General features: G+C 69.6%; 13 protein-coding genes. 6 read left to right on the plus strand and 7 right to left on the minus strand.

The window, feature by feature from the left end; all coding sequences use genetic code 11:
- Window positions 1-34: 34 nt before the first annotated feature.
- Window positions 35-700, plus strand: a complete 666-nt coding sequence (locus Q0Q23_RS04685; RefSeq protein ID WP_295120064.1) for a GntR family transcriptional regulator — start codon at window positions 35-37, stop codon at window positions 698-700.
- Here Q0Q23_RS04685 and Q0Q23_RS04690 read toward each other — a convergent pair.
- From Q0Q23_RS04690 to Q0Q23_RS04710, 5 genes are read right to left on the minus strand one after another with little or no spacing between them, the layout of a single operon-like run.
- Window positions 675-1181 carry a DUF6328 family protein gene (locus Q0Q23_RS04690; protein WP_295120067.1) on the minus strand — a complete coding sequence of 169 codons (507 nt, stop codon included), beginning with the start codon at window positions 1179-1181 and terminating at the stop codon, window positions 675-677. The genes Q0Q23_RS04685 and Q0Q23_RS04690 overlap by 26 nt on opposite strands.
- Window positions 1178-1585: a hypothetical protein gene (locus Q0Q23_RS04695; protein ID WP_295120070.1), complete on the minus strand. Its 408-nt coding sequence runs from the start codon at window positions 1583-1585 to the stop codon at window positions 1178-1180. Before Q0Q23_RS04695 ends, Q0Q23_RS04690 begins: the two co-directional genes overlap by 4 nt.
- Before the next feature lie 50 nt (window positions 1586-1635).
- Window positions 1636-1941: an AzlD domain-containing protein gene (locus tag Q0Q23_RS04700; RefSeq protein WP_295120073.1), complete on the minus strand. Its 306-nt coding sequence runs from the start codon at window positions 1939-1941 to the stop codon at window positions 1636-1638.
- The gene (locus tag Q0Q23_RS04705) at window positions 1938-2678 is read right to left on the minus strand and encodes an AzlC family ABC transporter permease (protein WP_295120076.1); all 741 of its coding nucleotides are present in this window, start codon (window positions 2676-2678) and stop codon (window positions 1938-1940) included. The genes Q0Q23_RS04700 and Q0Q23_RS04705 overlap by 4 nt, the downstream gene beginning before the upstream one ends.
- Before the next feature lie 36 nt (window positions 2679-2714).
- A complete protein-coding gene (locus Q0Q23_RS04710) occupies window positions 2715-3278 on the minus strand; it encodes a TetR/AcrR family transcriptional regulator (protein ID WP_295120079.1) in 564 nt (187 codons plus the stop codon).
- Window positions 3279-3368: 90 nt separating this feature from the next.
- On the opposite strand from Q0Q23_RS04710, the gene Q0Q23_RS04715 reads away from it, so the two are divergent.
- Window positions 3369-4679: an MFS transporter gene (locus tag Q0Q23_RS04715; RefSeq protein WP_295120081.1), complete on the plus strand. Its 1311-nt coding sequence runs from the start codon at window positions 3369-3371 to the stop codon at window positions 4677-4679.
- Here Q0Q23_RS04715 and Q0Q23_RS04720 read toward each other — a convergent pair.
- Complete coding sequence (locus Q0Q23_RS04720) at window positions 4663-5682, minus strand: NADPH:quinone reductase (RefSeq protein WP_295120083.1); 1020 nt, start codon at window positions 5680-5682, stop codon at window positions 4663-4665. The two genes, Q0Q23_RS04715 and Q0Q23_RS04720, sit on opposite strands and share 17 nt — an antisense overlap.
- 33 nt (window positions 5683-5715) lie before the next feature.
- On the minus strand, window positions 5716-6903 hold the full coding sequence (locus Q0Q23_RS04725) for a MarP family serine protease (RefSeq protein ID WP_295120085.1): 1188 nt from the start codon (window positions 6901-6903) through the stop codon (window positions 5716-5718).
- A 222-nt stretch (window positions 6904-7125) separates the two neighbouring features.
- Here Q0Q23_RS04725 and Q0Q23_RS04730 point away from each other — a divergent pair, with 222 nt between their 5' ends.
- The 4 genes from Q0Q23_RS04730 (at window position 7126) to Q0Q23_RS04745 (ending at window position 11669) form a co-directional block, all read left to right on the plus strand.
- Window positions 7126-8373 carry an ROK family transcriptional regulator gene (locus tag Q0Q23_RS04730; protein ID WP_295120088.1) on the plus strand — a complete coding sequence of 416 codons (1248 nt, stop codon included), beginning with the start codon at window positions 7126-7128 and terminating at the stop codon, window positions 8371-8373.
- Between the two features lie 139 nt (window positions 8374-8512).
- Window positions 8513-9865 carry an extracellular solute-binding protein gene (locus Q0Q23_RS04735; RefSeq protein ID WP_295120091.1) on the plus strand — a complete coding sequence of 451 codons (1353 nt, stop codon included), beginning with the start codon at window positions 8513-8515 and terminating at the stop codon, window positions 9863-9865.
- A 2-nt stretch (window positions 9866-9867) separates the two neighbouring features.
- Entirely contained in the window at window positions 9868-10833 is a 966-nt protein-coding gene (locus tag Q0Q23_RS04740) for a carbohydrate ABC transporter permease (protein ID WP_295120094.1), read from the plus strand.
- Window positions 10833-11669, plus strand: coding sequence for a carbohydrate ABC transporter permease (locus tag Q0Q23_RS04745; RefSeq protein WP_295120097.1), 837 nt, complete (start codon window positions 10833-10835; stop codon window positions 11667-11669). Before Q0Q23_RS04740 ends, Q0Q23_RS04745 begins: the two co-directional genes overlap by 1 nt.
- Window positions 11670-11692: the final 23 nt, after the last annotated feature.

Below are 11692 nucleotides of genomic sequence, written 5' to 3' on the forward strand. Positions count from 1 at the left end.
CAGATCAAAACACTGAGTTCAGGAAACGAGCCCCATGACCCTCGAAGAACTCCGCGCGAGGTTTCCCTCGCTCGCGGCCGACAGGCGCCTGCTCCGTAACGATGTCTACGCGATCCTTCTGGCCGGCATCGTCGCCGGCGACCTGGCTCCCGGCGAGCGTCTCAAGGACGCAGAGCTCACCGAAGCCCTGCGGGTGTCGCGGACGCCCGTCAGGGAGGCCATCAGCCGGCTCGCTCAGGTCGGGCTCATCCGCACTGCGCCCAACCGCTACACGCTCGTCGCCCCGATGGACGACGTCGAGACCCGGCGCGTGATCGGCGTGCTGGGGCTTCTGCTGCCCGAAGCCATCCGCCGGTCGATCGGCGACCTCGATGTCGACACCGAACTCGAGCTCACGGTGATCGCCGAACGCCTCGAACGGGAGCCGGCATCGTCGCCGATCGACGCGTTGCAGCGCACGACGAGTGCGTTCCTCGGCGGCATCCGCGACACGGTGCTCGCCGAGACGATCGAGACGCTGCTCCCACGGTTCGTCCGATATGTCGCACTGTCCGACGTCGGCGCCGCGGCCGCCTCGCGTGATCGCGTGCTCGCGCTCACACGAGCGCTCGCCGCCTCCGACGGGGCAGCGGTGGAGGTGATGGAGCAGATGCTCGGCGACCTGGCCAAGACCCTCACGCCGAGCGGCGGAGCCGGCTGAGGACGTTCGCCGGCAACACGAGCAGCAGGAGCGCCAGCACGACGAGGATCCCCGCCCCGGCGATCACAGCCGCCACGAGGCCGAGCGTCACATCGAAGACGAAGAAGACGACTCCCGAGGTGAGCAGGGCGACGAGGCCGAGCGTGATGCGCAGCATGCGGTTGGCGATGGACACCGTCTGGGCTTTCTCGTGGTGGCGGAACAGCCGGCGGTGGAGCGCCACGGGCGCGAGACCCAGGGCGGTGCAGCCCGCGGCGAGCGTGACCAGGACGAGGTAGAAGCCCACTTGGAACGGCGTGAGCCCGCCGAACCGCTGCTGGAAGGCGATGGCGAGGAGGAAGCCGCTGATCAGCTGCGTTCCCGTCTGCGTCACGCGCAGCTCCTGGAGGATCTCGCTCCAGTTGCGGTCGGCCCGCTGCTCCTCGGACTCCGGACGGCCGTCGGCGGGGTCGATGTCGTCGTTGCCGGGAATCTCGCTCACCGCCCCATGGTCGTCCTCGGACCGGGAGGACGCAATGCGCCCGGCGGTCCCTGTGCTGTGAGTGCCGCGCGATAGAAGCGGACGAGTTCCGCCGCGCTCGGACGCTGCGCGGCCATTGCGGCGGGATCCGACCGCCGCTTCGCCATGTGATGCCGCCAGGACTCCGCGGCACAGCGGTGATCCCAGGCGACGGCCGCCGCGGCCTCCAGGGTGCGGCACCAGCCGATCAGCTCCCGGCCTTCGGATCGAGGTGCCCAGGTGACCACCCGGAACCAGACGTCCGGGCGGTTCGCGTCGCCGAACGCGAAGCGCCGGATCACGGCGTACGGCGTGCCGAGGGCACCCTGGCTGAGCAGCCACTCCGTGGGCTGCGCGTTCGCCACGGGATGCCAGGATGCGCTCACGTCAGAACGTTAGGGAGAGCCGCCGACACCGTGGCCCTCGCGAGGGCTGCTCAGGTCAGCAGGCGGATGAGCGCAGCCACCACCGCGGCCGCGGGCACCACGATGATGAACGGGACCCGCAGTGCGTAGAGCCCTGCGGCGATCGCGACGGCAGGAAGGCGGGCGTCGAGCTCCAGCGTCTGGCCGGCGCCGAACGTCTGCACGCAGATCAGCGCGGCCAGCAGGGCCGCCGTCAGCAGGTCACTGGTGCGCGCGACGGCGGGGTGGTCGAGCGTCTTGGGAGGCACCAGCCATCCTGCGGCCTTGAGGGCGAGGACGGCGATCGATCCGAGGAGGATGATGTGCCAGGTCGTCACGGTTCGACCTCCCGCTCCATGGGGACCGGGTCGGGATGCTGTCCGTGGTCGCGCTTTCCGAAGAGGTTGAGGGCGCCGAAGACGATCGCGACGACCGCAGCGGCCAGGACGGGGAGCCCGGGCATGAGGAACGGAGTGAGCAGTGTCGCGACGAAGCCGGCGGCGACCGCCACGGCCTGCGTCTGGCGGGCGCGCAGCCGAGGCCAGAGCAGCCCGAGGAACGCGGCCGCGGCGGCCGCGTCGAGGCCGTAGGCCTTGACGTCCCCGATGAGGTTGCCGAGGAGTGCGCCGGCGAGTGTCATGATGTTCCAGCCGATGTAGACGACGAGGCCGGTGACCCAGAAGCCGACACGCTGCGCATCGGGCTCGGTCTGCGCGGTGGCGACGGCCGTCGACTCGTCGATCGTGAGCTGGGCGGCCGCGCTGCGCCTCCAGAATCCCGGTCCGATGATGCGGGACAGGCGGAGGGCATAGAACGAGTTGCGGACGCCGAGGAGGGCCGCGCCGGCGATCGCCGTGCCTCCCGCGGCCACGCCGCCGGAGGCGAGGACTCCGATGAGTGCGAACTGGGAGCCCCCGCTGAACATCACCAGGCTCAGGACGCAGGCCTGCCAGACGTCCAGCCCGGACGCCGTGGCGAGTGCGCCGAAAGAGATGCCGTAGAGGGCCGTGGCGATGCCGACCGCCCAACCGGAGCGTGCGGCCGCGCGCTCCTGGGCGGTACGGGGGCGGGACACCCTGTCGAGACTAGGGGGTATCCGCCGGCGCCGCACCTACTCGGATGACCCCGCGCCGGCGCGGAACAGCCGGGAGACCATGTCGTCGGCCGTGCTGTCGCCGAGCGTCCAGGGCTGGAAGATGACGCGGTTGACGATGGGCGCGATCACGACGTCCATGACGTCGTCTTCGGTGATGGAGGTCTCGGGGTGCCGGGCCAGCAGCTGCGCCGCCTCGGTGCGCCGATTGCGCAGACAGTCGGAGGTGCGCTCGCCCGCCGCGCCGGCGCCGCCGCGCAGCAGAGCGGCGTTGACGGGCTTGCGGAAGTGCGTGACGACGCCGTTCGCCCAGTCGGTGAGGTCGTCGCGGAGGTCGCCGCGTTCGGCGAGCGGGCGGTCGGGGTCGAGGTGGTACGTGGCGATGTCGTTGAGCAGTGTGGGGAGGTCGCCCCAGCGGCGGTAGATGCTGGTCGGATTGACTCCGGCGCGCTCGGCGATCATCGGGACGGTGACGCGCTCGCTGCCCTTCTCTTTGACGAGTTCTTCGACGGCGGTGCGCACGCTGTGGATGACCGCGGCGCTGCGTCCGCCCGTCCGCTTCGACGGTCTGGTCGTAGTCATGGGAATAGCTTAAAGCAAATCTTGTTGCTTTTTGACGGGTACCGCCCTATAGTCCATTAAAGCAACCATATTTGCTTTTAGGAGGCCCAGATGTCCACTGCAGGAGACGCGTGCCCGACCGTTGCGACCGGTGGAATCGCCGTCGCCCGGCCGCCCGCACGCACCGGTCGCCTGCGGGCGGCGCGGCTGAGCCCGGCCGCCGCGTTCGCAGGCACCGCCCTGGCGTTCGTCGCCGTCGCTCTCGCGGTGGGTGCGCCGAGCCCGCTGTTCGTGCTGTACCAGCAGGAGTGGGGATTCCCGTCGTGGCTGCTCACGGTCGCGTTCGCGATCTACGCCGTCACGCTGCTGATCACACTGCTCGTGGCCGGATCGCTCTCCGACCACATCGGCCGCCGGCCGGTGCTCATCGGGGCGCTCGCCCTCCAGGCCGCGGCGATGCTGATGTTCCTCTTCTCGAAAGACATCGGTGCCATCATCGCGGCACGTTCGGTGCAGGGGGTGGCGACCGGCGCGGCGATGAGCACCTTCACCGCAGCGCTCGTCGAGCTCGCACCCGAGCGGCAGAAGAAGCTCGGGGCGACGATCGGGTCGACCGCTCCGGTCGGCGGCATCGCGCTCGGTGCCTTCTTCACGGGGCTCGCCGTGCAGTTCACGGCGCAACCGACCACGCTCGTCTTCGTCACACTCGCGCTGCTGTTCGTCGCCGGCATCGTCGTCGTCTTCGCGTCGCCCGAGACCGTGTCGCCGCGGGGCGGGGCGCTCCGATCGCTCACGCCTCGGCTGTTCATCCCGCGGGCCGCGCGCGGCGAGTTCATCGCGGCCCTGCCGCTGTTCGTCGCGACGTGGATGCTGGCCGGGCTGTTCATCGGACTGTCGCCCTCGATCCTGCACGGGGTCTTCCACCTCGACTCAGGCCTCCTCAACGGCGCGATCGTGGCGGTGCCGCCGGCCGTCGGTGCGGTGGCCGGACTTCTGCTGACGCGCGCCCCGGCGCGGACGACCACCGTGTGGTCGATGGCGGCCATCATGGTCGGCGTCGCTCTCGCCGCGATCGGCATCGCCGGAGGCCTGCTCGTCATGCTCTTCGCCGGTGCGGTCGTCGCCGGTGCGGGGTTCGGCGGCGGGTTCTCGGCGATGCTGCGGATCATCGCACCTCTCGCCCCCAACGACCAGCGCGCCGAGCTCTTCGCGGGCGTGTTCCTCGTGAGCTATCTGGCCTACGGCGTGCCCGCGCTCGCAGCCGGGGAGCTGATCGGAACGATCGGGCTCCTGCCGACCGCTCTGGGCTACACGGCCGTCATCGCCGCCGCGGCGGCGGTCGCGATGGTGGTGCAGATCGTGCGCCTCGCCCGATCGGCGCGCGCCGAACAGCCCGCCACCGGGGTCACGGCACGTCGATGAGCACTTTGCCCACGATGCCGTCCTTCACGGCGTCGTGGGCGGCGGCCGTCTGCTCGAGCGGGAACCGGGTGATGGGCAGGCCGTGTTCGGCGCCGACCGGAAGTGCGCCGTCGGCGACGGCCGCCGACACCGCACGCACGGCGGCCGCCTTCGACTCGGGGGTCACGGTGTAGGTCAGGAGGAACTGCCAGCGCAGGTTCTTCTGCATCGAGGGCCGGATCGGGATGGCGACCTCGGTGGAACCCGGGGCGTCCGCGTAGCTCGCAATCGTCGCGTTGCGTCCCGTGATCTTCGTGTCGAGCGCGGCGTTGGCCGCAACGTTCACCTCCACGACGACGTCGACGCCGCGCGGTGCGAGGGCTCCGATCGCCTCGGCGGTGTCGGACTCGCGATAGTTGACGACGTGATGTGCGCCGGCCGCGCGCGCGAGCTCGGCCTTCTCGTGGCTGCTCACGGTCGCGATGACCGTCGCGCCGGCCCAGACGGCGAGCTGGATCGCAGCATGGCCGACCGCGCCAGCGCCTCCCGCGACCAGGACGGTGCGCCCCTCGAGCGCCCCGGGCGCCAACTCGTCCGGCACGGACTCCGATGAGGTGAGCGCCCTATGGGCGGTCAGAGCCGGGATGCCGAGGGACGCCCCGACATCGAATCCGACGCCGTCCGGCAGCGCCACGACCTGATCCCGGGGGAGCGCGACCAGCTCCTGGGCCGTCCCGTCGGGTCGCTGGAATGCGGCGTCCCACACCCAGACCCGGTCGCCCACTGCGAGGTCGGACACGCCCGCGCCGAGCTCGTCGACGACGCCCGCGCCGTCCTGGTTCGGCACCTGCGGGCGAGGGAGCTCGGAGGAGCCGGACCCCTGCCGCGACTTCCAGTCCGTCGGGTTGACGCCGGAGACGTGGATGCGCACCCGCACCTCACCGTCGCCGGCGTGCGGCTCGGGCCGTTCGCCGAGCGTGAGGACGTCGGAATCGCCGGTGGACGTGTAGCTGACAGCCTTCATGCGACCAAGCCAACCACGGCGGAGGGGCGGCTGTCAGCCCGCGGAGCACGCGCCGGAGCTGATCGGGGTCGGGCCGACCGAGCCGAGCACGGGTCGCAGCTCTTCGAGAGTGAGCGCGTATCCCGTATCGGGGTCGACGGTCGACCGCGCGAAGACGACGCCGACGACGTCGCCGCTCTGATCGAGCAGCGGGCCACCGGAGTTGCCGGGCCGGATGGAGCCGCGAAGCGAATAGATCTGCCGCTCGACCGTTCCGCTCTGATAGATGTCCGTGCCGCGAGCGGTGACCTGGTCGCGCACGCGCTGCGGCGAGATCGTGAACGGCCCGTCTCCGGGGTAGCCGGCTGCGTACGCCGGCGCGCCCGCGCCGAGATCCTGCCCGATGTCGAGCGCGGGTGCGCTCAAGTCCGTGACATCCAGCACCGCGAGGTCGCGTTCGGGATCGAAGGCCACGAGCGTCGCCCGGTCGACTGTGGTTCCGCCGGACTCGCGCACGACGATCGACGACGCACCGGCGACGACGTGGGCGTTGGTGACGACCCGGCCCCGCTGGACCACCCAGCCGCTGCCCTCGGAGTCCACGCCGCACGCCGGTTTGGAGGCCAGGACGGTCACGACGGACTGCTGCGAGTTCTGCACACCGGCCGGGATCGTGGGATCCGGCGCCCCGATGCTCTTGATCGACTCGCCGCCCTCGAAGACCTTCGGGAGACCGGCTCCCGCGAGGGCGTCGTCCACCGCGCCGAGCACGGTCGAGGAGGGGAGCGGTGCGATGCTGTTCAAGGTGGAGACGACGCGCGACGAGTCCGCCGCCTGCACGACGGTCGCGAGGCTGGTCGCCATGGCGAATCCGGCCACGAGCCAGACGACGACCGCCCAGGTGACGAAGCCGAGCGCGGCGCCGACGAGGGAGTCGACCCAACGGATCGGGCCGTGCCGCAGCACCTTGCCGATCACCGAAGCCGCGGCGGTGGCGAGCGCGTACACGACGGCGGCGCAGACCAGCAGCACGACGGCCGCGACGATGGACCGCTGGCTGACGCCGGTCAGCCCGGAGGACGCCATCCAATCGACGACCATGGGAGCGAGCAGGAGACCGAGCGCCAGGCCGGCGCCCAGGCCGACCAGTGCGCCGGCGGCCCGGATGGCGCCGTTGCTCCAGCCGGCCGCCACCGCGAGGACGGCGAGCACCAGCAGCACGACGTCGACCACGATCTCCACGCCCTTCACCCTGCCCCACCAGGCTGGGCGCGGGCTGGGGTGCCGGTGGGCGTCGCCGGTGGTTCTCCTCCGGGTCCTTCAGGTCGATGGGCCGGCTGTTTCTCCGCGGGTCTGCCGATCCCGACCGGTCGTGCCGCCGACCTCTCCGGCGGAAACCGAGCGGCGCGTGGGTATATTACGAGGGAGCGGCGGGTGCCCGAAGCCCCACGCGGAGGAGGAGCCGTGCCGAAGGGAGCGAACCTCCCCGCGATCGCCGCGTTCAACGAGACCGTGGTGCTCGACGCGGTGCGCCGCTCGGAGGGCGGTCTGAGCCGGGTCGAGCTCGCCGCGGCGACCGGGCTCTCCGCTCAGACGGTGACCAATGTCACGCGGCGCCTCCTCGTCCAGGGTCTCATCCGCGAGGCCGGGAAGCAGAGCGAAGGAAGCCCGGGCAAGCCGCGCACCCTGCTGCGACTCGACCCCGCGGGCGCGTACGCCGTCGGCGTGCACCTCGACCCGACCGTCATCACCTGCGTGCTGCTCGACCTCGAAGGCGAGGTGGTCGAGCACACCCGCCGGCCCTCGCCTCCGGACGGCGACGCGAAGGCGACGCTCGCCGTGATCCTGGAGGCCATCCGGGCGGTGCTCGCCGCTCCCGGGCTCGATCCCGCCCGGATCATCGGAGTGGGGGTCGCGGCGCCGGGTCCGATCGACGCCGAGACCGGTGTCGTGGTGCGACCTCCGCTGATACCGGGCTGGAACGACTTCCACCTCCGCGACGAGCTGACAGCCGCGACGGGCCTGCCGTCGCTCGTGGCCAAGGACGTGATCAGCGCGGCCGTCGCCGAGCGCTGGCACGACCCCGCCGGCGCGAGCAAGGACTACGCCTTCATCTACTACGGCACCGGTGCCGGCATCGGGCTCGTCCTCGGTGGCGAGGTGTACACCGGCTCGACCGAGAACGCGGGCGACGCCGGCCACGTCCTGGTCGACCCCGGCGGTGCCCTGTGCGCGTGCGGCCGGCGCGGGTGCTGGGGCGAGTCCGTCCGGCCACAGCGGCTGGTCATGCAGGGCCTCTGGGCCGGGCTGCTGGAGCCGCCGGGCGGCGGAGAGGTCATCGACGGCGTCGACATCGACCTCGACGTGGAGGTCGTCGACACGCTGTTCACGCAGCTCACCGCCGCAGCCGATGCCGGAGACGAGCGCGCGGCCGCGATCGTGGACCGCTCCATCCGCAACACGGCCTTCTACCTGTCGAACCTCGCTGCCCTGCTCGACATCGACCGCGTCGTCTTCGGCGGACCGTCGTGGGCGCGCGTCGAGCAGCGCTTCCTCGCCCAGCTGCCCGCCCGGATGGCGGAGATCGACATGGGCATCCTGACGCACCCGGTCCTGCTCCAGGGCACGGCGGTCGGCGAGGATGTCGCAGCTGTCGGCGCCGCGTGCCTGGTGCTCGACGAGACCTTCTCGCCCCGCGTCGGGCGACTCTAGCCCGTCCCGGCCGACGTCCCCCGACCGAGGGGGAGACGGCAACTTGCGCCGAACTCTTGATCTATAAATCAAATTGATTTATAAATTACGAAGAGTTCGCGGCATGGGAGCCGGCGGACCTCAATGCAAAGGAGCATCGATGAAGCGAAGCAAGGTACTGGCCGCAGCAGTTGCCGCAGCCGCTCTCGTCGCGTTGGCCGGTTGCTCGTCGTCCTCCGGTGGCGGCGACGGCAAGACCATCAAGGTCGCCTTCCAGGACTACGGGTCGGACATCATGTCCAACTTCATGAACAAGGCCAAGACCGACTTCGAGAAAGCGAACCCCGGGGACAAGATCACCCTGGTGCCGATCAAGGCGGCGGAGAACGACTATTACACCAAGCTCGCCCTGATGAACCGGGCGGCGACCACCGCGCCCGACATCATGTCGGAGGACACCTTCCTGATCCGCGCCGACGCTCAGGCCGGCTATCTGGCGCCGCTCGACTCCTACGTGTCGAAGTGGTCGGACTGGTCGAACTTCTTCGACAACGCCAAAGACGCGGGCAAGGGCGACGACGGAAAGGTCTACGGCATCCCCACCGGCACCGACACCCGCGGTCTCTGGTACAACAAGCAGATCTTCGAGAAGGCCGGCATCCCCACGCCGTGGCAGCCGAAGACCTGGGACGACGTGCTCAGCGCGGCCAAGAAGATCAAGGCGGCCGACCCCGGCGTCATCCCGCTGAACATCTTCTCCGGCAAGGCGGCCGGTGAGGCCAGCTCGATGCAGGGCTTCGAGATGCTGCTCTACGGCGCGAGCGAGAAGGGCCTCTACGACGACTCGACCTCCAAGTGGATCATCGGATCGAAGGCGTTCACCGACGCGCTCGACGTGATCAAGGAGGTCTACCAGGGCGGACTCGGCCCGAGCCAGGAGATCACCAGCGACACCAACTACCAGAACACGGTCAACAACCAGCTGGTGCCGCAGGGCAAGCTGGCGATCAACCTCGACGGCTCCTGGGCGTCCAACGCCTGGCTGCCGACCGGCGCAACCCCGTGGCCGGACTGGGACAAGGTGATGGGAACGGCCAAGATGCCGACCCAGAACGGCGAGGACCCCGGATCGATCAGTCTCTCGGGCGGCTGGACCTTCTCGATGGGCGCGAAGAGCTCGGCGAAGGACCTGGCCTGGAAGTTCATCACCTTCCTGACCGACAAGCAGCGGTCGCTCGAATACAACATCAACACCGCGGGCATCCCGGTGCGCAAGGACGTCGCCGACGACGAGAAGTACAAGACGTCGAACCCGACCTCTGAATTCTTCTCCTCGCTGGTCGCCGTCACCAAGTTCCGCCCCGCGACACCGGACTACCCCAAGATCTCCAACGGCATCCAGGTGGCGATGGAGTCGGTCATGACGGGGCAGGCCACACCGGCCCAAGCCGCCAAGACCTACGACGACTCGGTCGTGGGGATCGTCGGTAAGGGCAAGACGGAGTCGAAGTAATCGTGACCTCCACCCTGGATGCCGTCGGCTCCGACGCGCGCGGCCGGACCAGCTCGGTCCGGCCGCCGCGCGGCCAGCAGAAGGCACGTTCGCGCGCACACGCCCGGCGCTCAGCCGCCCGGGCCGTCCCCCTGGTCCCGGCCATCGGGCTCCTGCTCGTCTTCCTGGTCGGGCCGATCCTGTCGTCGTTCTACGGCTCGTTCACGAACATGTCCCTCACCGGAGCGTCGGCGGCATCGGCGCAGTGGGTGGGCCTCCAGAACTACATCGACCTGTTCACGAGTCCGGACTTCCCGGTGTCGGTCTGGCTGACGCTGGTGTTCCTGATCGGCTCGGCGGTCATCGGCCAGAACGTCGTCGGGATGGTGCTCGCGCTGCTCATGCGCAGCGGCAGCCGCTGGGTGGGAGCCCTCGTCTCGACGTTCGTCGTCGGCGCGTGGGTGCTTCCTGAGATCGTCGCGGCGTTCGCGTCCTACGCGTTCTTCAGCCAGCACGGCACCTTCAACGCCCTGCTCGCGGCGTTCGGCATCGTCGGTCCCTCGTGGCTGTTCGCCTTCCCGATGCTGTCGATCATCCTGGCCAACACCTGGCGCGGCGCGGCCTTCTCGATGCTGGTCTACTCGGCGGCCCTGCAGGAGGTGCCGCCCGAGATCACCGAGGCCGCCGAGGTGGACGGGGCGAACGGCGTCAAGCGGTTCTTCCTCGTGACGTTGCCGATGATCCGGCGGAGCATCTCCACCAACCTCATGCTCATCACGCTCCAGACCCTCTCGGTGTTCACGCTCATCTACGTGATGACCGGTGGCGGCCCGGGCAACAAGAGCATGACCCTGCCCGTGCTGGCCTACCAGGAGGCGTTCAAGTTCTCCGAGCTCGGCTATGGAACCGCCATCGCGACCATCCTGCTGCTCGTCGGGGCGGTCTTCGCGATCGTCTACGTGCGCGCTCTCAAGACGGAGGTGGACTGATGAAGCTGTCATCGCCCAATGGCATCGCCCTGAAGTGGACGGCCAATGTCCTGCTGCTGCTCATCGGCATCGTGTTCGTGCTGCCGCTGGTGTGGGTGGTGCTGGCCTCGTTCGACGGCAGCGCGACCCTCTCCGTCGCCTGGCCGAAGCAGTGGACGCTCGAGAACTTCCAGAAGGTGCTCACGCCCGACCTCGCGTTCGTCCCGCTCTGGAACAGCCTCCTGCTGTCGGCCGGCTGCGCCATTCTCACGGTGATCGTCGCCGTGCTCGCCGCGTATCCGCTGTCGCGGTACCGCAACCGGTTCAACCGGCCGTTCCTCTACGCGATCCTGTTCGGAACCTGCCTGCCGATCACCGCGATGATGGTGCCGGTCTACAGCCTGTTCGTGTCGCTCAACCTGATCGACTCGCTCGGTGGGACGATCCTGTTCATGGCGGCCTCGTCGCTCCCCATGGCGATCTGGATGACGAAGAACTTCGTCGATTCGGTGCCGATCTCCCTCGAGGAGGCGGCGTGGGTCGACGGCGCCTCCAGCATGAAGACGCTGTGGACGGTGGTGGTGCCGCTGGTGCGTCCCGGCATCGCCGTCGTCTTCATCTACGTGTTCGTCGCCGCCTGGGGCAACTTCTTCGTCCCGTTCGTGCTGCTGCTCAGTCCCGGCAACCAGCCGGCGGCGGTGAGCATCTTCACGTTCTTCGGGCAGTACGGCGCCGTGGCTTACGGACAGCTCGCCGCTTACTCGCTCATCTACTCCGTGCCCGTCATCGCGCTCTACGTGATCGTCTCTCGGGCGCTGGGCGGCTCGTCCGCGCTCGCGGGTGCGGTCAAGGGCTAGCCGTACCTCTATATATAAGGAGC

The organism is uncultured Leifsonia sp. (assembly GCF_945957465.1).
Classification (GTDB): domain Bacteria; phylum Actinomycetota; class Actinomycetes; order Actinomycetales; family Microbacteriaceae; genus Leifsonia.